This is a genomic window from Mesorhizobium sp. A623 (genome assembly GCF_054489405.1).
Genome location: NZ_JBTMXB010000027.1, coordinates 41,259 through 60,517, shown reverse-complemented (window position 1 = coordinate 60,517; position 19,259 = coordinate 41,259). Strand labels below are relative to the sequence as shown.

Below are 19,259 nucleotides of genomic sequence, written 5' to 3'. Positions count from 1 at the left end.
GTCGCCCTTGAGCCCGCCGTATTCAGACCGCCAACGGTAATATGTTACTTCCGTCACACCTATCGATCGGACCGCTTCCGCGACCGATCTGCCCTGCGAAGTCAGAACATCAACCTGCCGCAGCTTCGTGACGATCTCTTCCGCACTGTGTCTCTTTCTGGCCATTTCTTAAGTCCTCCATCGGCTCAAAAACCATACATAAGGCAGGACCAGTCTTCAGGGGGCAGACCAGCGGTACCAGTTGCGCGTCAGTCTCGCGACGTCGACAGCCCCGCGAGAAGCGGAGCGTATGTGGCGAGCCTGCGGGATACGAACTCCGTGAGGAGTCGGACGCGCTTCGTCTTGCGTGTCTCCCCCTGTGTAAGAAGCCAGAGCGTGCCGTACAGGTGCAGGTCGGTGCCCGGCACCCTCACCAGCAGGGGATCGGCATCTCCGACGAAGCACGGCAGCGTCGCGATCCCGAGGCCTTGCCGTACCGCAACGATCTGCGTTGCGGCGTCCGTCGTCCTGAAGGGAACGCCTGTGGTGCACACCTCACCCTCGCTGGCCCAGTCCGGAATGCCATGCATGCTTATGACGATCCACCGGATAGGATCAGGCGCGCCCGCACGCCACGCGGCCAGTCGATCGCGAGACATGTAGACGCCGCCGAATAGTTCCGGTCCCTTCAGACCGTGAAGATTGAGCGGCAGGGTTTTGCGATCGTAGACGACACGGATCGCAACGTCGGCTTCTCGGTTGGTCAGGTTTGCCAGCTCGCCGGACGACAGGATGTCCATCTCGATGTCCGGATGCAGACGCGCGAAATCGGTGAAGTCCGGCATGAGCAAGTGTGTCGCCAGGATCGGTGTCAACGTCACCCGCAGGAGCCCGCGCACGCTCTGGTCGCGCCCGAAGACGCGGGTCTCCAGTTGGTTCGACGACGCCTCCATCTGGTTCGCGAGCTCGAGCACCTCCTCGCCCGCAGCGGTCAGGCGGTAGCCAGAGGGCAGCTTCTCGAACATCTGTGCCCCGAGGCGGTCCTCGAGCTGGGCGATGCGTCGCAGCACCGTCGCGTGGTTCACCCCCAAGCGCTTGGCGGCGGCCCGGACCGAGCCGCCACGCGCTGCGGCAAGAAAGTAGCGAACGTCATCCCAGTCGATCATGGTGCATTCCGCGCCGGCAGCCGCGCCTTCCGAAACGCAGCCTAGCACGCCGAGCCGCAGTGCGCTCGACTGTCGTGGCTTTGAATCCTGGAGCTGGATCGATTTCGCACCACCGATGTGCGCGCCTGCGCACTTACCGCCTGACCTCGGTAAACCTATTTTGGGGCTCTCAGAGGACCTCTCCCTCTACAGCCAAAGACCTGTGACGCCGAAACGAAGGAAGCATGAAATGACGAGATTAAATGGAAAAACCGCCGTGATTACGGGTGGCGCTACCGGCATCGGTCGCGCCGCTGCAAAGCGCTTCATCGAGGAGGGCGCCTTCGTCTTCATCTTCGGTCGCCGCCAGGAAGCGCTCGACGCGGCGGTGGCGGACCTTGGGTCCAATGCCCGCGCGGTGAAGGGCTCGGTCTCCAATCTGGCCGACCTCGACCGACTCTACGCGGCGGTCAAGGCCGAACGCGGGACCCTCGACATCGTCTTCGCCAATGCCGGGGCGGGAAGCCCGCTTCCGCTCGGCGAGATCACCGTCGAGCACATTGACGAAACCTTCGATACCAATGTGAAGGGCACGATCTTTACGGTCCAGAAGGCGCTGCCGCTGATGGGCCAGGGCGGTTCGATCATCCTGACCGGATCGAGCGCCGGCACCACGGGCGCCCCGGCATTTAGCGCCTACAGCGCGAGCAAGGCGGCCGTGCGCAACCTCGCGCGGACCTTTGCAGAGGATCTGAAGGGCACCGGCATCCGGGTGAACGTGTTGTCGCCGGGACCGACGGCGACCGAACTCGCAAAGGCAGCGCTCGGCGAGGAAGGCCAGAAGGTCTTCGCCTCGATGAATCCGCTCCAGCGCATGGCCGATCCAGCGGAACTCGGGGCGGCGGCTGCCTTTCTCGCGTCGTCGGACAGCAGCTTCATGACCGCCAGCGAGGTCGCCGTCGACGGCGGACTGGCGCAAATCTGACGCGCTCGCCGACTGAGCGCTCCAGTAGTCCGATTATGCACACATCCACGGAGAAAATCAGATGAAACGACCTCTTAAAGGAAAAACCGCTCTCGTTACCGGGGCGTCGCGAGGCATTGGCCGCGCCATCGCCGAACGTCTTGCAAAGGATGGAGCGACGGTTGCGCTGACCTATAACGCTAGTAAATCCGGCGCAGACGAGGCGGTCGCGGCCATCGAGAAAGCTGGAGGGACTGCGTTCGCGATCCATGCGGACCTCGTTGACGCCGCGACCATCCCCACCTTGTTCGAGAGACTCGACGAGGAGTTCACCAAACGGAATGGAAGCAAAGCCCTCGACATTTTGGTCAACAACGCTGGCAATTCCGGCTATGTTGGATTCAAAGACGCGACGCCAGACAGTTGGGATACCCTGATCGCGGTTTACGCCCGGGCGCCCTTCTTCATCGTTCAAGCCGCAATGAGCCGTCTCGCCGATCGCGCACGCATCATCAACATCTCTTCCGCCGCCGCTACGAAGCCCGTGACGGCCGCGCCGATCTACTCGATGGCCAAAGCGGCCATCAACAACCTGACCCATGCGCTCGCGTCCGAGCTGGGTCCGCGCGGAATTACCGCGAACGCCGTGGCGCCGGGCTACACGCGCACGGACGGCAATTCTGCCATGCGAGAGGATCCCGAACTCGTAAAGGCGGTCGAGGCCGAAATCGCGCTGGGACGCTTTGGCGAGCCTTCGGAAATCGCCGCCGTCGTGGCGTTCCTGGCTTCCGATGACGGCCACTGGGTGACCGGCCAGACGATTGAGGCGAGCGGTGGCTACAAGCTTTGACCGCCCAAAAAAACCAAGGAGAAGAAAATGAGCTATGCAATCATCGGCTTTGGCAATGTAGGCCAGGCCCTGGCCAAGGCATTTGCCCGTAAAGGCATCGAAGTATCCGTCGCAACCACGCGCGATCCGGAAAGCTTTGCATCCGAAGCGGCCGCGATCGGACCCACGATCGTTCCCAAAACTCTGGCGGACGCGGTCAAGGCGGACATCATCTTTCTGGCTGTCCGTTTCGAGCAGCACCCGGATGTCGCCAAGGCGCTGCCGACCTGGCAGGGAAAGACCATCGTCGATGCCACCAATGCCTACGGCGTCTCTCCTGAGAAACTGGGAGGACAGCCTTCCGCCAAGGTCGTGGCGCAGGCCTTCGCTGGCGGCAAGCTGGTCAAGGGCTTCAACCATGTGGTCGCCCCGGTGCTTGATCAGGATCCGGCCGTACATGGTGGTCGCAGGGTCGTGTTCCTGGCGAGCGACGATGACGATGCGGCAGCGGAGATTGGTGTGCTGGCGGAAAACCTCGGTTTTGCGCCGATCAAGCTCGGCGGCCTTTCGGAAGGTGGGCTGCTGGTCCAGGCGCACGGAAATATTTGGGGTCACCTGATCTTCAAGGACCTGGTCAAGTTCGACTAACGAGCGAGACGTCCCGGCAGAGACACGCTCGCGAGCGAAGCCACGAGCGCTCAAAATGGAGAAACTCCCATGAGCATCGAGAAAAACGTCCAGACCGTGAAAGCCTTCTTCGCCGCGATCGGCCGCGGCGACAGGGACGCCTTGCTTTCGCTGGTTGCCGAAGACATCGAGTGGATCATCCCCGGCAAAGACTGGCCGCTGGCCGGAACGCGCCACGGTCACGCCGGGCTGACGGATCTGCTCGAGACGGCATCCACCTCGATAGAAACGTCCACGGAGCCCCGCGAGTTCATCGCGCAAGGAGACCGGGTCTTCGTCGTCGGCTTTGCCAGGGGAAGGATCAAAGCGACGAACAAGACGTTTGAGGACGACTGGATCTTCGCCATCACGGTCCGGCACGGCAAATTGACCAACATTCGGGAGTACGTGGATACACAGGCACTAGCGCGGGCCTCGCAATAGAACGCCTCCGGGCCTCCTTAGCGCTGGCCCCTGTGCGGCCATCGTGTCGGTGCACGCGGTGGATCAGCCGTCGGTCGCCGCCCCGCGCTCTCGTCGAATACCCAACCGTAAGGAAGATTCCGATGTACGATCAATCCAGGCTATCCGAGTTGATCCGGTTCGCACGCGTCGATGCTGGCTCCACCGTCATTGATGTTTACCCAGGCGACGGCGACTGGACCCGTCTCTTCTCCGACATCGTGGGACCCGAAGGACGGGTCGCCAGCTTCGTGCCGGCCGAAGTCGCCGACTTCAAGAACGATCCGGTCGGCCAAATGAAAACGCTCGCGAAGGAGCCGGGCCGGGAGAACGTCGAAGCCGTCTCGGCGGACCTCGTCGCAATGCCAGAGGCCACGCAGCCAGCGGATGTCGTGTGGTTGCACCTGTTCTACCACGATCTCCACACCGCCCTGATCCAGAAGAAGGGTGCGACGGCGGCCGACTTCAATCGAGCCGTCTACGAGCGACTGAAACCCGGTGGGTACTACGTTATCGTCGACCACGCGGCTGCTGCGGGCACGGGCACGAACGACACCCAGTCGCTGCATCGGATCGACCCCGCCTTTGTCCGCGCGGAGGTCGAGGCGGCTGGCTTCGTGATGGACGCGGAAAGCACCGTGCTCGCAAACAAGGACGATCCGCACTCGATCAAGGTGTTCGATCCCTCGATCAAGGGCAAGACCGATCGCTATGCCTATCGGTTCGTAAAGCCCTGACAGTGACCCATCCGCCTGCCGAGGAGGTCAATTCTCCCAGACCTGAGGGAGTTCATTGAAACTCCCAGCCGCAGATTCAGCATCTTGAAATCGTACGTAGAGGAAGAAAAGTATGAACATTGAACTGAAGGGCCGCACGGCAATCGTGACGGGGTCTACCGCGGGCATCGGCCGTGCGACGGCGGAAGGGTTGGCTCGTGCCGGCGCTTCGGTCGTCATCAGCGGACGCACGCAGGCCCGAGTTGATGAAGCGGTGCGTCAGATGCGCGACGCGTTTCCGGAGAGCGGCATCTCCGGCATCGCCGCCGATCTTTCAACCGCCGCAGGCGCGGACGCATTTCTCGCGCAGGCACCAAATGCCGACATCCTCGTCAACAACGTCGGCACAGCATTCATCCGGGACTATAACGGCATCGAGGACATCGCGAATATTCCCGACGAGGATTGGCTCAGTCTGTTCCAGCTCAACGTGATGAGCGGCGTTCGCCTGTCGCGTCACTATCTCCCGCGCATGGTGGCGAAGGGCTGGGGTCGTGTCGCGTTCGTGAGCAGCGAGTCCGCAGTCAACATTCCCAAGGAGATGCTGGACTATGGCATGACAAAGACCGCGCAACTCGCCGTCTCGCGCGGTCTGGCCGAAGCAGTCGCGGGCACGGGCGTCACCGTCAACGCCGTCCTGCCAGGCCCCACCAGGTCCGAGATCATGGGCAACTTCTTGGCGAAGCAGGCCGAGACGAACGGCGTCACCCAGGAGGAGGCCGAGCAGGGCTTCCTGGCGGCCCTTCGCCCGACCACTCTCATCCAGCGCTTCGCGACCACGGACGAGGTCGCCAATATGATCGTCTACATCTGCTCGGAACAGGCTTCCGCGACCAGCGGCGCCGCGCTCCGCGTGGACGGCGGCGTTGTGCGCTTCATTGCCTAACCCTGATCGTCCGGGATTTAAGCACTCGGTGCGTTGTTCGTCCAGCAACGGCTGCTTTCGGCGTTGCGATCAAATTGGCTAAACGACGAGACTTGGGTCGGAAGCGGCGTTCCGATGAGCATCACGACGATCGCATTCGTGCGCAGAATGTCGCCGGACATTCTGTGGGCGGTCAAACCCAGCTTGTTTAGGGTAGGTTCTGACTATGCTCGGGAGAGTAGCGCCTGCGATGGAGATGATCTCGCGGGCGTTGTCGTTTCCGGCACCACCGTCATCGTCGAGATCCACACCATGCCCGCCCGTCCATCGACCCATGGCCCGGTCGGATGGCGCGGAAGCGGGGAGCGATTGCAGAAGCGATGCAATTTCACTCAACGATTTTCCAGTATGAGTCTTTGCGGATCACCTGGCCGTTGCGAAACGTGTAGAAATCGCAACCGCTAACCTCTGTTTTCGTTCCGTCACGGCTGGTCCCGGTGAGGGTCCATTTCGAGATGCCGGTGGTGGCGGCTGGATCCACGAAATGCTCTTCGTTGCCGTAGTGGACATCAGGCAGGCCTTCAAAGCGTGTCGCCAACGCTACTCGCACGTTCTGCTTGCCTTCCAAGCGTGTGCCCCACGGCTTGGTGCCCCGTGGCATCTCCAGAACGCAGTCGTCAGCAAAGAACACCATGATGCGATCGAGGTCATGCGCGTTGAAGGCATCACATAGCTCCGTCAGGGTTGCTCGAATATCCATTGATCCGTCTCCAATAGTCGGAATGATCGATGTGTAATCCGCGTTCGTTCTGCGTTTGATCGGCCAATACCGCCCGAGTCGCGTGGCAACGCCCAAGGGGTCGTTCGATATCCGCAGCATAAGCCAAGATCGTATCCGCGCGAAGAGTGTCCGCCGGACATTCCAAGGGCGGACAAAACCGGCTTGTTTGGGGTAGATTCTGACTATGCTCGGGGGAGTAGCGCCTGCGACGTAGCCATCCAGCGCGGGCGTTGTTGTTTCCGCCACCACCATCATAATCGAGATCATTGCCTTGCCCGTCCGTCCACCGATCCATCGCTCAGTTGGTAGGCGCGAGAAGCGTGACCGCGACAGCGATTACCAGCACAAGCGCGATCCGGTTGCCCGTGCGCTCTACCGCTCGAAGCGATGGCGGACTGAACGTGCAGCCTTCCTGCACGATCATCCGCTGTGCCGCGAGTGTGACCAACATGGCGTGATTCGTCCGGCGAGTGTCGTCGATCACATCGATCCGCATGGTGGTGATGAAGCGGTATTCTGGGACATCAGCCGCTGGCAAGCCCTGTGCGCGTCGTGCCATGGCAAGAAGACCGCGAGCCAGGACGGCGGTTTCGGCAATGCGCGCCACCGCTCGTGAGCCTCCCCCCGGGGGAGGTCAAATCTCTAGGGCCTTTACGTCAGGGACCGCGCGCCACCAAGAACGCATCCGTGGCCAAAATGGCGATGGGGGGGTGCGACGATAAAATGAACGTTCGAATTGAAGGAAAATTCCGTGCCAGCGACTGATCTTGGCCCTGCTGACCTCGGCGCTACTGACCGCCAGCTTGCGGTCAAATACCGCCCGCTCGATGCGCTCGTACCCTATGCCCGCAATGCGCGCACCCATTCCGAAGCACAGGTCGCCGAGATTGCCGGTTCGATCCGCGAGTTCGGTTTCACCAATCCGGTGCTGATTGCCGAGGATGGCACGCTGATTGCCGGCCACGGCCGGGTGCTGGCTGCGCGCAAGCTCGGCATGGAAGAAGTGCCCGCCATCGTGTTGTCGGGCCTGTCGGAAACCCAGCGCCGGGCCCTGGTGCTGGCCGACAACCGCATCGCCATGAATGCCGGCTGGGACGAGGAGTTGCTGGGGCTGGAACTCTCCGATCTGCAGGAGGCCGGCTTTGATCTGGGGCTGACCGGCTTCGGCGACGACGAGTTGCAGAACCTGCTTTACGGAAATCGCGAGGAACAGGACGGGCTGACCGAGGACGATGCCATTCCGGAGGTCCCGGCAACGCCGGTAACGCGGCGTGGTGATCTCTGGCTGCTGGGCGAGCATCGTCTCTTGTGTGGCGACTCCACCGATGGCGCCGACGTAACCCGCCTGATGGCAGGCGAGCGGGCGGCGCTGTTCGCCACCGACCCGCCCTATCTCGTCGACTATGATGGTACCAACCATCCGACCAAGAAGAATGCTTCGGCCCGCGCAAAGAAGATCGCCAACAAGGACGGGTTGGATGGTCATGTCGAACAGAAGCACTGGGATGGTTCCTCGCAAGGCCCGCAGTTCTATGAGGCGTTCTGCAAGACGGCGATCGAACATGCCATTTCCGAGGACGTCGCTTGGTATTGCTGGCATGCCTCGCGCCGCCAGCGCATGCTGGAAACCGTCTGGGACCAATTCGATGTGCTGCATCATCAGCAGATCATCTGGGCAAAGTCGCGCCCGGTGCTGACCCGTTCGGTGATGTTGTGGGCGCATGAGCCCTGCATGTTCGGCTGGGTTCGTGGCAAGAAGCCCCGCATCAACCGCGAGGGTTTTGAAAGCTGGCCGACCACGGTGTGGAATATTCCGTCGTCCGAGATTGAGACCCGCGAGCATCCGACCTCGAAGCCCGTGCGGGTTTTCACCTTGCCGATGCAGTTGCACACCCGTCCTGGCGATATCTGCTACGAGCCGTTCTCCGGCTCGGGCTCGCAGCTGATTGCCGGCGAGAAGACCGGCCGCCATGTCTACGGGCTGGAGTTGTTGGAGGCATTCTGCGACGTCGTCGTCAAGCGCTGGCAGACATTTACCGGCAAGGCGGCGACGCTTGATGGCGATGGTCGCAGCTTCGATGAAACCGCCGCCGAGCGCGTGCCCGATACCAGGGATGCGGCAGCGGCATGAAGCAATCTCGCGGTATGTCGCTGGTCGCTCACCAACGTCGCAGTATGGCATCGCGTCATCACGCAGATACTGGTGTTTCCGCTGTTCGGGCTCAGGGCATTATGTGTTGCGCTTTAGAGGTGTGGATAAGATTGCCTCACTGCGAGCCTAAAGTAGCAATAATGGGGGACCAGCGTGGGGGACCGGCTATTTTAGCTACCCCGTTATAATACTGATATTGCTATGTTTTTAAGGCCGAAAGGGCGCTGGCGGAGAGAGCGGGATTCGAACCCGCGTTACGGTCTCCCGTAAACACACTTTCCAGGCGTGCGCCTTCAACCACTCGGCCACCTCTCCGTCGTTGCGCTTCGTCGCGGCCGGTTAAGCCGCGCGGGTTGGGGATATGCGCAAATCCCTTGGGATGTCGGCGCTTGTGCGCGCCGCAGGCGCCGCCAACCAGCAACACCCTTCCCGTGCGGTTGAGCCGTCGAAGCATCAGCCGCGCGGCTCATCTAGTCGATCCTGGGTCGAATGCCAAGTCATAATGGCGTTGCTGTGCCATTGTTCGTGTCGCCAGGGCAAAGATCAGCCTCCTCATGTCCCGCGCCCTTCAAAAACAGGGTGCCGCGATTGCGAAGATGCCTGTCTCCCCCTATCAGTGAAATCGAACGGACAGTTAGAAGGTCTGCATGCTTCGTTTCCTATTCCGTCTTGCAGCCATGGTGGCGCTGTCGATCTCGGTCATCATGGCGGTGCTCGATACGACGCGCACGGTTGCCGCGTCGGCCCTGGTGCTGACACCGCTCAAGACAAGCTGGCTTGCCGTCTCACCCGATACGCTGAGCGCTTTCGAAATTTTCGTGCGCGAGAAAATCAGCCCCCTTTTGTGGGACGGGCTTGTTACGCGCGTGCTCGATTTGCCCGGATTCGGGGTGTTTGCGGCGCTTGCGGTGCTGCTCTACGCAATCGGCTACAGACGGCAACGGCGGACCGGACCAAATTGAAATCGGCGCCGGTCGACCGGCCCTGAAGGAGACGACCCTGTTCTTTTTGGCAGACATGCTGAACAAGAAGCTCCATCTTCCGACGCGGCAAGAGGCGCTGCCGGGCCGCCCCAGGCCCATCCGCACGGCTTCCAGGCATTTTGTTTCGAAGCGCGCACTCAAGGGGCCTTACGCGCCGGGGCTGGAAACGGCCTTGTTCGGGCTGGGCAATTTCTGGGGCGCGGAGCGCCTGTTCTGGCCGCTCGAGGGTGTATGGGCGACGGCGGCCGGGTTTGCGGGCGGCCTGACCGCCAATCCGACCTATCAGGAGGTTTGCACCGGGCTGACCGGCCACACTGTGGTGGTCCAGATCGTCTTCGACCCAACGATCGTATCCTATGGTGCGTTGCTGAAGCTGTTCTGGGAGAGCCACAATCCGACACAAGGCATGCGCCAGGGCAACGATATAGGCACCTTGTACCGTTCGATGATCCTGGCATCGGGCGAGGCCCAGCATGAGGCAGCGCTTGCCTCGCGCGGTGTCTACCAAAAGGCGTTGTCGGCGGCTGGCTTCGGCACGATAACGACGGAGATCGCGCCGGCATCGGAATTCTACTTCGCGGAGCAGGAGCACCAGCAATATCTGGCCCGGAATCCGGCCAGCGCCTCCTCTTTGAGGGGCACGGGTGTGGCGTTTGAGATTCTGGCCTAGGCCCTGCCTGCCATATTCCGCGCGCACGTTTTGATCGACCAAGATTCCAGATGAATTTTGCGTCCGACCATGCAAGATTGCAGTCAAGCGGGAGGTTTTTCGCTCCTGCCAAATGTCGCCTTCAACCCCGAAATCGGCTGGTGATGGCGGAAAATGAAAAAGCAAACCGACAGGGTGTGGATCACATGAAACGACTAGTTCTAGGCCTTCTGGCAGCGGCTGCGATGGTTCTTCCGGCGTTTGCCGCCAACGTCCAGCCGGCGCTTCTCTACGATCTGGGTGGAAAGTTCGACAAATCCTTCAACGAGGCCGCCTATCACGGCGCCGAAAAGTTCAAGACCGAAACCGGCATCCCCTATGTCGAGTTCGAGGTTTCCAATGCTTCGCAGCGCGAGCAGGCCTTGCGTCGTTTCGCCGAGGATGGCCGCAACCCTATCGCGATGGCGGGGTTTGCCTGGGTCGATGCGCTGCAGAAGGTGGCCGCCGAATATCCAGAACTGAACTTTGTGATCATCGACGACCATGTCGACCTGCCCAACGTGCGCTCGGTCAAGTTCAAGGACAATGAGGGCTCCTATATCGTCGGCGTCCTGGCGGCGATGGCCTCCAAGACGAAGAAGGTGGGCTTCATCGGCGGCATGGACGTGCCGTTGATCCGCAACTTCGAATGTGGCTATGTCGGCGGGGCAAAGGCGGCGGGCGCGACGGAAGTCATCCAGAACATGACGGGTGATACGCCGGCGGCGTGGAACGATCCGGCCAAGGGCGGCGAAATCGCCAAGACGCAGATCGACCAGGGCGCGGACGTGATCTATGCGGCGGCCGGCGGCACTGGCGTCGGCGTGCTGCAGGCGGCGGCGGATGCAGGCAAGCTCGGCGTCGGCGTCGATTCCAACCAGAACGGCCTGCAGCCCGGCCATGTGCTGACCTCGATGCTCAAGCGCGTCGACGTTGCCGTCTACAGCGCCTTCATGGACGGCAAGAACGGCACCTTCAAGGGCGGCATGAACGACCTCGGGCTCAAGGAAGGCGGCGTCGACTACGCCATGGACGACAACAACAAGGATCTGGTTACGCCCGAGATGAAAGCCGCCGCCGACAAGGCCAAGGCTGAGATCATCGCCGGCACCATCCAGGTGCATGACTACAACACGGACAACAAGTGCCCGTACTGATAGCGTTTTAAGCAATTCCAGGAAAAGTGGGAACCGGTTTTCCTTCTGGAATTGCGCAAAACAAAGCATGATCGTCAACCGCCGGGCATTGTCCCGGCGGTTTTTTGTTTCGAGGTGACAATGTCGGTTATCGTGGAACCCATGCGGGAAGCTGACATGGAAGCCGTTGTGCGGTTGCGGTTCGAGGCGTTTTTCGTCGGCAGTTCAAGAACACGGGCCGAGGAAGTGGCGGGTCTTTCCGCTTTGATGACCGGCGATGGTTTCGAATGCGCGCTGGTTGCGCGGATCGACGGTGCGCCTGTCGGGTCGGTCTTGATGGTCCGCCATGAACTGGAATCGCCGCACAGCCTGTCGCCATGGCTGGCCGGCCTGGTGGTCGCGCCTGAGCATCGGCGGACCGGGATCGGCGCGGCGTTGGTTCGCGCGGTCGAAGCGCATGCGTTGGCGGTTGGGGTGGCGGAACTGTATCTCTATACTTGGCAGTCACGGGATTTCTATGCGGCTCGCGGCTGGACAGATGCCGAGACGTTCGAGCAGCACGGCGATCCGATGCTGCTGATGGCGCGAAGCATCCGCGTCAATCCTGAGTAGGCTCCCCCCACTCACCAGTGCGGCGGCTTGGTTATCGGTACATCCGGGGCCGACTGATCTTCCAGTTCCAGAAAGCGTTCGGTCAGCGTACCCAGCTTGCGCTGCATGCGCTCGATTACCTTCCATTGCTCGGCGATCTGCCCCGAAAGTTCGTCGATGGTCTTTTCCTGCTCGGCGGTGCGGATTTCCAGCGTCGTCAAACGGTCGGGAGTGTCGGTCATCCGGGAGTTCCTTTGTGCCGCGGGGAGGGCCATTCTACGCCCTTGTTCAGCCATGCGTGAAGGCGGCGACTTTCGCCATGTTCGCATTTGACAAGACCGCCGCTGTTTGTCGAGAGTGGTTGATCGCCTGCTGATTGGCAGGGTGCGGGCACCATGCTAGGCAAGTGCAAACGAGTGGGAACCGCTGCATGGCGCAAGCCGCAATCGAACTGATCGGCATCAACAAGAGCTTCGGTGCGGTTCGGGCGAATCGCGACATCAATCTTGAGGTTGCGCGCGGCACCATCCACGGCATCGTCGGCGAAAACGGTGCCGGCAAATCGACGCTGATGTCGATCCTCTACGGCTTCTACCAGGCCGACAGCGGCGAAATACGGGTCAACGGCGAGCCGACAGCGATCCGGACCTCCAATGACGCCATCGCGGCCGGCATCGGCATGGTTCACCAGCATTTCATGCTGGTCGATAATTTTTCCGTCCTTGAAAACATCATTCTCGGCGCCGAGAGCGACGCGCTGCTGAAAAAGAGCATCGCCAAGGCGCGCTCGGAACTGGACCGGCTGGAGCGGGAATACGGGCTGGAGGTCGATCCGGACGCGATCGTCGAGGAATTGCCGGTCGGGCTGCAGCAACGGGTGGAAATCCTCAAGGCGCTCTATCGCGGTGCCGAAATCCTCATTCTGGACGAACCGACGGGCGTGCTGACGCCGGCCGAGGCGGACCATCTGTTCCGCATTCTCAGCCAGTTGAAGCAGGAAGGAAAGACCGTGGTGCTGATCACGCACAAGCTGCGTGAAATCATGGCCATTACCGATACGGTGTCGGTGATGCGGCAGGGCACGATGGTGGCGACGCGCCGGACGAAAGACACAACCGTCGAGGAACTGGCCGAACTGATGGTCGGGCGGCGCGTGCTGCTGCGGGTCGAGAAGGACGATGCCAGGGTCGGCGTCGCCAAGCTTGCGGTCAAGAACCTGGTCGTCAAGGATGCGCGCGGCGTCACCATGGTCGACGACGTCTCGTTTGACGTGCATGCGGGCGAGATCGTCGGCATCGCCGGCGTTGCCGGCAATGGCCAGTCGGAGTTGCTGGAGGCGATTTCAGGCGTGCGCCGCGCGGTATCCGGCACGATCATGCTGGACGGCAAGCCGATAGACCTGACGGGTGCCGCCGACCCCGGCGAGTTGCGTGATCGCGGCCTCGCGCATGTGCCGGAGGACCGCCACCATGTCGGCCTGGTGCTGGCCTTCGAGGAAAACGAGAACTCGATCCTCGGCTACCACGACGACCCACGCTATGCGAACGGCCCGTTCCTCGACATCGACGCCATCCGCAATGATGCGCGGGACAAGATCGAGAAGTACGATATAAGGCCCTCCGACTGCCGGCTGAAGACGGCCAATTTCTCCGGCGGCAACCAGCAGAAGATCGTGCTGGCGCGCGAGATGGAACAGGATCCGGGCGTGCTGATCGTCGGCCAGCCGACGCGCGGCGTCGATGTCGGTGCCATCGAGTTCATCCACAAGCGGCTGATCGCCATGCGCGACGCCGGCAAGGCGGTGCTGATGGTCTCGGTCGAACTGGATGAGATACGCTCGCTCTCCGACCGCATCCTGGTGATGTTTGACGGGCGCATCGTCGGCGAGCGTGGACCGGACGCCAGCGAGGGTGAACTTGGCCTGCTGATGGCCGGCGTCGAGCAGCAAGAGGCCGCCGAATGAGCGCGCCTTACGGCAAGCTGCCCGCCTGGGCGGATTACGGGCTGATCCCGCTGCTCAACCTGCTTGTCGCCTTCGTCGTCGCCGGTTTCGTCGTGCTTCTGGTTGGGGAAAATCCGTTCCGCGCCGCAGTGATCCTGGTCGAAGGCGCGTTCGGGCGCGGGCAGGGCATCGCGTTCACCCTCTATTATGCGACGACCTTCATCTTCACCGGGCTGTCGGTGGCGGTGGCGGTGCATTGCGGCCTGTTCAACATCGGCACCGAGGGCCAGGCCTATATGGGTGGCCTCGGCGTCGCGATTGTCTGCCTTTCCTTCGACAGCGTTCTGCCGTGGTGGCTGACCTTTCCGCTGGCCATCCTCGCCTCGGCGGCGATCGGCGCGCTATGGGCGCTGATCCCGGCCTATCTGCAGGCGCGGCGTGGTTCGCACATTGTCATCACCACGATCATGTTCAACTTCATCGCCGCCTCGATCATGGTCTATCTGCTGGTCGGCGTGTTGAAACCAATGGGGTCGCAAGCGCCGCAGACCCGGCTTTTCCTCGAAGGCGGGCAGTTGCCGAAGCTCAATTGGGTGATCGAACTGTTCGGCGCGAAAATCCGCTCGGCGCCCTTCAACATCTCCTTTCTGCTGGCGCTGTTGATGGCGTTCGTGATGTGGGTGCTGATCTGGCGCACGAGGCTGGGCTACGAGATGCGGACCTATGGCTTTTCACCCAAGGCGGCGCGCTATGCCGGTATTTCGGAAAACCGCATCATCGTCGTCACCATGATGATTTCCGGTGCGCTGGCCGGCATGATGGCACTTAATCCCACCATGGGCGACCAGCACAATGTGGCCATCGACTTCGTTTCAGGCGCGGGCTTTGTCGGCATTGCGGTCGCCTTGATGGGCCGCTCGCACCCGGTCGGCATCGTGCTGGCGGCCATCCTGTTCGGAATGCTCTATCAGGGCGGGGCGGAGCTTGCCTTCGAAATGCCGGCGATCTCGCGCGACATGATCGTCATCATACAGGGGCTTGTCATCCTGTTTGCCGGCGCGCTGGAGCATATGTTCCGCCCTTCGATCCAGGCGCTGTTCGCCTCGTTCAGCCCGAAGGCGGTGGGGATGGCGGCTGCGAAAGGCGAGGGGGGCTGAGATGGATATCTTCAACGCCATCATCCAGACACTCGATTCGACGGTCCGGCTTTCGGTTCCGCTGCTGTTTGCCTGCCTTGCCGGCCTTTATTCGGAGCGCGCCGGCATTTTCGATATCGGGCTTGAAGGCAAGATGCTGGCAGGGGCCTTCGCAGGTGCTGCCGCGGCCGCGGTGTTTCATTCGGCGCTGATCGGGCTTGGCATGGCGATCCTCGTTTCGGTCGGCTTCGCGATGGTCCATGGCTTTGCCTCGATCACGCATCGGGGCAACCAGATCGTTTCAGGCGTCGCCATCAACTTCATCGCGGCCGGCTCGACGGTCATTCTGGGGCAGGCATGGTTCCATCAGGGCGGGCGGACGCCTGCTCTGGGCGCTGGCGAGCGGTTCTCGCCGATCACGCTACCGGGAGCCGATGCGGTGAAGGAAATGCCGATCATCGGCGCGCTCTATTCGGAACTGCTTTCGGGTCATTCCATCCTGGTCTATCTGGCCTTCGTCATGGTGCCGGTGACGTGGTGGGTGCTTTTTCGTACCCGGTTCGGGTTGCGACTGCGGGCTGTCGGCGAAAATCCGGCTGCGGTCGATACGGCGGGCATTTCCGTTGCCTGGCTACGCTACCGCGCGCTGATCTGCACCGGCGTCCTGACCGGCATTGCCGGGGCCTATCTGTCGATGGCGCAAAATGGCGGCTTCGTGAAGGACATGACTGCCGGCAAGGGCTACATCGCGCTTGCCGCGCTGATCTTTGCCAAGTGGAAGCCGGTCAACGCCATGTTCGCCTGCCTGCTGTTCGGGTTCCTCGATGCGTTGTCGATCCGCCTGCAAGGCACGCCGCTGCCGCTGATCGGCAAGGTTCCGGTGCAGTTCATGCAGGCGCTGCCCTATGTGCTGACCGTCGTGCTGCTCGCCGGCTTCATCGGCAAGGCCATCCCGCCGCGCGCCGGCGGCGTGCCCTATGTGAAGGAGCGGTGAGCATGACGAGTTCGCATGACCTTTTCCTTGCCGCCAAAACCGCCATGGCCAAGGCCTACGCGCCCTATTCGAAATTCCCGGTAGGAGCAGCCCTTCGCACCGAGGATGGCCGGGTCTTTGCCGGCGCGAACATCGAGGTCGCGTCCTATCCCGAAGGCTGGTGCGCGGAAACGACGGCACTTGGCCACTACATCATGGGTGGCGGCGGCAGGATCATGGAAATCGCAGTCACCGCCGAGCGCATGGCCCGCTGCACGCCGTGCGGCGGCTGCCGCCAGCGGCTGGCGGAATTCTGCGAACCATCGACAAAACTCTACCTCTGCGACGCGACCGGCGTGGTCGAGACCGTAACGATGGGCGACATGCTGCCCTACGGCTTTCAGGGCGACATTTTGAAATGAAGCAGGCCATCGATGTATTTGTCGAGCGGCTGGACGGGCTTGCCCCTGTCACCGCACTCGTGCTGGGATCGGGCCTCGGCGGGCTGGTCGATCAGGTCGAGGATGCCGTGCGTATCCCCTATGCCGAACTGCCGGGCTTCCCGACAAGCGGCGTCAGTGGCCACGCCGGCGAAGTCGTGGCGGGCCGCTTTGGCGGCCAACCGGTGTTGATGCTGGCCGGGCGCGCGCATTATTACGAGCACGGCAATGCCGCCGCCATGCGGCCGGTTCTGGAAGTGCTTGCCGGCATCGGCGTGAGCAAGTTGATCCTCACCAACGCGGCGGGTTCGCTCGATCCGCAAATGCTGCCCGGCTCGGTCATGCTGGTCACCGACCATATCAATTTTTCCGGGACCAACCCACTCATCGGCGAGGCGAGCGACCGCCGTTTCGTCGGGCTGACGGAAGCCTATGACGCGGCCATGCGCGAGGCGATCGAGCAGGCAGCGCGTGCTACCGGTACGATTCTGCACAAGGGCGTCTATATGTGGTTTTCCGGGCCGTCCTTCGAAACGCCCGCCGAAATCCGCATGGCGCGCGCGTTCGGGGCGGATGCGGTCGGCATGTCGACCGTGCCGGAAGTGATTATCGCCCGGTTCCTTGGCCTGCGGGTGGCGGCGTGCTCGGTCATCACCAACCTTGCGGCGGGCATGACCGGGGCGGAACTGTCGCATCAGGAAACCAAGGACATGGCCCCGGTCGGCGGCACGCGGCTGGCCACGATCTTGCGACATGTGTTCGCGGAGGGGCTGTTGGATGGGTAGGTCTCGACACGCCGGGGCGGCATAAAAATGCTCCCCCAGGAAATCATCCGCAAAAAGCGCGACGGCCAAAGACTGTCGCAGGACGAGATTGCCACCTTCATCACCGGACTGACCGCCGGCACGGTTTCCGACGGCCAGACGGCCGCCTTTGCGATGGCGGTTTATTTCAACGGCATGAGCCGCGACGAGGCGGTGGCGTTGACGCTGGCCATGCGCGATTCGGGCGCGGTGCTCGACTGGTCGCATCTGCCCGGCCCGGTCACCGACAAGCATTCGACCGGCGGCGTCGGCGATAATGTCTCGCTGATGCTGGCTCCCATTGTGGCAAGCTGCGGCGCTTATGTGCCGATGATTTCCGGGCGTGGGCTTGGCCATACCGGTGGCACGCTGGACAAGATGGACGCGATCCCCGGCTATGTCAGCCAGCCCGACCTAGCTCTTTTTCGCAAGACCGTGCAGGAGACGGGCTGCGCTATCATTGGCCAGACCGCCGATCTCGCGCCGGCGGACCGGCGGCTCTATGCGGTTCGCGACGTGACCGCCACGGTCGAATCGGTGCCGCTGATTACCGCTTCGATCCTGTCGAAGAAGCTGGCCGCCGGGCTGGGTTCGCTGGTGCTGGACGTGAAACTCGGCAACGGCGCGTTCATGGAAAAGTCGCGCGATGCGACGGCTCTCGCCACCAGCCTCGTCGAGGTTGCCGTTGGCGCCGGCCTGAAAACCTCGGCGCTGGTGACGGCCATGGACGAGCCGCTGGCATCGGTTGCCGGTAACGCGCTCGAAGTGCTGAACGCGGTTGATTTCCTGACGGGCAGGTTTCGCGGCTCGCGTCTTGAGACGGTGACGCTGGCGCTGGCCGCCGAGATGCTGCATCAGGCCGGCCTTGCCGCGACCAACCAGGACGGCATGCGCCGCGCCGTCGAGGCGCTGGAGGGTGGCCGCGCCGCCGCCACGTTCGGCCGCATGGTCGCTGCCCTTGGCGGTCCCGCCGATTTCGTCGAGAATGCCGAAAGATATTTGCCGAAAGCCCCCGTGGAACTTGCCGTTCGCTCCGGTGCGGACGGTTTTGTCACCGGGATCGCGACGCGCGAAATCGGGCTTGCGGTGGTCGAACTTGGTGGCGGGCGCGGCCGCCCGGAAGACAGGATCGACCATTCGGTCGGCATCAGCCGGCTTTTGCCGGTTGGTGCGCAGCTATCGCGCGGCGACGCGCTGGCGCTGGTTCACGCCCGCACCCAGGCCGACGCGGAGAAAGCGACTATTGCCGTGCTTCGCGCCTATTCGCTCGGGCCGGGCAAGCCTGCCGCGAAAAAGTCGGTCATCCGGCGGATCGCGGCGTTCTGAGCTACTGCACGAGAAGCAGTGCGCCATCCTGCGCCTGGAATTTTTCCAGCCGGTTGAGGAAGCTCATGCCGATCAAATTGGTTTTCAAGGCCTTGTCGTCCAGCACGACCGCCTGCACGTCGTTGAGCGAAATCCTGCCTATCTGAAGACTGTCGACGGTGATGAGTGCCGCCTTGATGGTGCCGTTGGCGGTCGAAACCTCGTGGTTGAAGTCGGATGCCGCAAGCGACACGCCGATCCTGCGGGCTGTCGAGGTGTTGATCGCAACGAGCGTGGCGCCGGTGTCGACCAGCGCGTCGATCTGGCGGCCGTTCAGCTTGAAGGTGCCCGCGAAATGACCGCGCCCGTCCGACTGGACGACGACCTTGCGGCCAAGCGGCTGCGGTGCTGCCGGGTTGATCGCGGTGGTGACCATTTTCAGATCTGGCGTGGCCGCCCGGTCGCCTTTCAGCGCGGCGGCCAGAAAGCGGTCCAGGACTGGCTTGTTCGACTGGTAGAGGATCGGGATCGATGCCGATATGCCGACGACGAACACGCCAAGAATGAGAAGCTTGCGCAGCATGAAAATTGCCTCTTCGAGAGAGGCAATTTGCGCTGGTAATGGTGTTTTTCAGGTTTAACG

The 19,259-nt window shown here is 62.3% G+C and carries 23 protein-coding genes and 1 tRNA gene; 18 read left to right on the top strand and 6 right to left on the bottom strand.

Annotated elements, in window-relative coordinates:
- On the bottom strand, window positions 1-165 hold a 165-nt coding region (locus ACX3P1_RS21350), incomplete at its 3' end, for a transposase (RefSeq protein ID WP_459081620.1).
- Between the two features lie 83 nt (window positions 166-248).
- Window positions 249-1,145, bottom strand: a complete 897-nt coding sequence (locus tag ACX3P1_RS21345; protein WP_459081615.1) for a LysR family transcriptional regulator — start codon at window positions 1,143-1,145, stop codon at window positions 249-251.
- A 229-nt stretch (window positions 1,146-1,374) separates the two neighbouring features.
- Here ACX3P1_RS21345 and ACX3P1_RS21340 point away from each other — a divergent pair, with 229 nt between their 5' ends.
- The 6 genes from ACX3P1_RS21340 (at window position 1,375) to ACX3P1_RS21315 (ending at window position 5,707) form a co-directional block, all read left to right on the top strand.
- The gene (locus ACX3P1_RS21340; RefSeq protein ID WP_459081614.1) at window positions 1,375-2,109 is read left to right on the top strand and encodes an SDR family NAD(P)-dependent oxidoreductase; all 735 of its coding nucleotides are present in this window, start codon (window positions 1,375-1,377) and stop codon (window positions 2,107-2,109) included.
- Between the two features lie 61 nt (window positions 2,110-2,170).
- A complete protein-coding gene (locus tag ACX3P1_RS21335; protein WP_459081613.1) occupies window positions 2,171-2,938 on the top strand; it encodes an SDR family NAD(P)-dependent oxidoreductase in 768 nt (255 codons plus the stop codon).
- Between the two features lie 27 nt (window positions 2,939-2,965).
- On the top strand, window positions 2,966-3,565 hold the full coding sequence (locus ACX3P1_RS21330; RefSeq protein ID WP_459081612.1) for an NADPH-dependent F420 reductase: 600 nt from the start codon (window positions 2,966-2,968) through the stop codon (window positions 3,563-3,565).
- A gap of 69 nt (window positions 3,566-3,634) precedes the next feature.
- Window positions 3,635-4,027 (top strand): nuclear transport factor 2 family protein, encoded by a 393-nt coding sequence (locus ACX3P1_RS21325; RefSeq protein WP_459081611.1) that lies wholly within the window; start codon window positions 3,635-3,637, stop codon window positions 4,025-4,027.
- Window positions 4,028-4,149: 122 nt separating this feature from the next.
- Complete coding sequence (locus tag ACX3P1_RS21320; protein ID WP_459081610.1) at window positions 4,150-4,782, top strand: class I SAM-dependent methyltransferase; 633 nt, start codon at window positions 4,150-4,152, stop codon at window positions 4,780-4,782.
- 112 nt (window positions 4,783-4,894) lie between these two features.
- A complete protein-coding gene (locus ACX3P1_RS21315) occupies window positions 4,895-5,707 on the top strand; it encodes an SDR family NAD(P)-dependent oxidoreductase (RefSeq protein WP_459081609.1) in 813 nt (270 codons plus the stop codon).
- Window positions 5,708-6,074: 367 nt separating this feature from the next.
- Here ACX3P1_RS21315 and ACX3P1_RS21310 read toward each other — a convergent pair whose 3' ends face one another.
- Window positions 6,075-6,446: a nuclear transport factor 2 family protein gene (locus ACX3P1_RS21310; protein ID WP_459081608.1), complete on the bottom strand. Its 372-nt coding sequence runs from the start codon at window positions 6,444-6,446 to the stop codon at window positions 6,075-6,077.
- Window positions 6,447-6,738: 292 nt separating this feature from the next.
- Here ACX3P1_RS21310 and ACX3P1_RS21305 point away from each other — a divergent pair, with 292 nt between their 5' ends.
- Window positions 6,739-7,083: an HNH endonuclease signature motif containing protein gene (locus ACX3P1_RS21305; protein ID WP_459081606.1), complete on the top strand. Its 345-nt coding sequence runs from the start codon at window positions 6,739-6,741 to the stop codon at window positions 7,081-7,083.
- 135 nt (window positions 7,084-7,218) lie between these two features.
- Entirely contained in the window at window positions 7,219-8,598 is a 1,380-nt protein-coding gene (locus ACX3P1_RS21300; protein WP_459081605.1) for a site-specific DNA-methyltransferase, read from the top strand.
- Between the two features lie 246 nt (window positions 8,599-8,844).
- Here ACX3P1_RS21300 and ACX3P1_RS21295 read toward each other — a convergent pair.
- A tRNA-Ser gene (locus ACX3P1_RS21295) sits at window positions 8,845-8,934 on the bottom strand.
- Between the two features lie 332 nt (window positions 8,935-9,266).
- On the opposite strand from ACX3P1_RS21295, the gene ACX3P1_RS21290 reads away from it, so the two are divergent.
- From ACX3P1_RS21290 to ACX3P1_RS21275, 4 genes are all read left to right on the top strand, one after another.
- On the top strand, window positions 9,267-9,581 hold the full coding sequence (locus ACX3P1_RS21290) for a hypothetical protein (protein ID WP_459081604.1): 315 nt from the start codon (window positions 9,267-9,269) through the stop codon (window positions 9,579-9,581).
- A gap of 55 nt (window positions 9,582-9,636) precedes the next feature.
- Entirely contained in the window at window positions 9,637-10,272 is a 636-nt protein-coding gene (msrA, locus tag ACX3P1_RS21285; protein WP_459081619.1) for a peptide-methionine (S)-S-oxide reductase MsrA, read from the top strand.
- Between the two features lie 185 nt (window positions 10,273-10,457).
- Window positions 10,458-11,447 carry a BMP family lipoprotein gene (locus tag ACX3P1_RS21280; protein WP_459081603.1) on the top strand — a complete coding sequence of 330 codons (990 nt, stop codon included), beginning with the start codon at window positions 10,458-10,460 and terminating at the stop codon, window positions 11,445-11,447.
- A gap of 156 nt (window positions 11,448-11,603) precedes the next feature.
- Window positions 11,604-12,038, top strand: coding sequence for a GNAT family N-acetyltransferase (locus ACX3P1_RS21275; RefSeq protein ID WP_459081602.1), 435 nt, complete (start codon window positions 11,604-11,606; stop codon window positions 12,036-12,038).
- Between the two features lie 11 nt (window positions 12,039-12,049).
- Here ACX3P1_RS21275 and ACX3P1_RS21270 read toward each other — a convergent pair whose 3' ends face one another.
- Complete coding sequence (locus tag ACX3P1_RS21270) at window positions 12,050-12,259, bottom strand: SlyX family protein (RefSeq protein WP_459081601.1); 210 nt, start codon at window positions 12,257-12,259, stop codon at window positions 12,050-12,052.
- A gap of 188 nt (window positions 12,260-12,447) precedes the next feature.
- Here ACX3P1_RS21270 and ACX3P1_RS21265 point away from each other — a divergent pair, with 188 nt between their 5' ends.
- From ACX3P1_RS21265 to deoA, 6 genes are read left to right on the top strand one after another with little or no spacing between them, the layout of a single operon-like run.
- Window positions 12,448-13,980, top strand: a complete 1,533-nt coding sequence (locus tag ACX3P1_RS21265; RefSeq protein WP_459081600.1) for an ABC transporter ATP-binding protein — start codon at window positions 12,448-12,450, stop codon at window positions 13,978-13,980.
- On the top strand, window positions 13,977-15,116 hold the full coding sequence (locus tag ACX3P1_RS21260; protein WP_459081599.1) for an ABC transporter permease: 1,140 nt from the start codon (window positions 13,977-13,979) through the stop codon (window positions 15,114-15,116). Before ACX3P1_RS21265 ends, ACX3P1_RS21260 begins: the two co-directional genes overlap by 4 nt.
- Before the next feature lies 1 nt (window position 15,117).
- Window positions 15,118-16,089, top strand: coding sequence for an ABC transporter permease (locus tag ACX3P1_RS21255; RefSeq protein ID WP_459081598.1), 972 nt, complete (start codon window positions 15,118-15,120; stop codon window positions 16,087-16,089).
- Window positions 16,090-16,091: 2 nt separating this feature from the next.
- Window positions 16,092-16,490: a cytidine deaminase gene (gene cdd / locus ACX3P1_RS21250; RefSeq protein ID WP_459081597.1), complete on the top strand. Its 399-nt coding sequence runs from the start codon at window positions 16,092-16,094 to the stop codon at window positions 16,488-16,490.
- Entirely contained in the window at window positions 16,487-17,293 is an 807-nt protein-coding gene (locus tag ACX3P1_RS21245) for a purine-nucleoside phosphorylase (RefSeq protein WP_459081596.1), read from the top strand. The genes cdd and ACX3P1_RS21245 overlap by 4 nt, the downstream gene beginning before the upstream one ends.
- Window positions 17,294-17,320: 27 nt before the next feature.
- Window positions 17,321-18,637: a thymidine phosphorylase gene (gene deoA / locus ACX3P1_RS21240; protein WP_459081595.1), complete on the top strand. Its 1,317-nt coding sequence runs from the start codon at window positions 17,321-17,323 to the stop codon at window positions 18,635-18,637.
- A 1-nt stretch (window position 18,638) separates the two neighbouring features.
- On the opposite strand, the gene ACX3P1_RS21235 is transcribed toward deoA, so the two are convergent.
- On the bottom strand, window positions 18,639-19,199 hold the full coding sequence (locus tag ACX3P1_RS21235) for a TIGR02281 family clan AA aspartic protease (RefSeq protein ID WP_459081594.1): 561 nt from the start codon (window positions 19,197-19,199) through the stop codon (window positions 18,639-18,641).
- Between the last annotated feature and the right edge of the window lie 60 nt (window positions 19,200-19,259).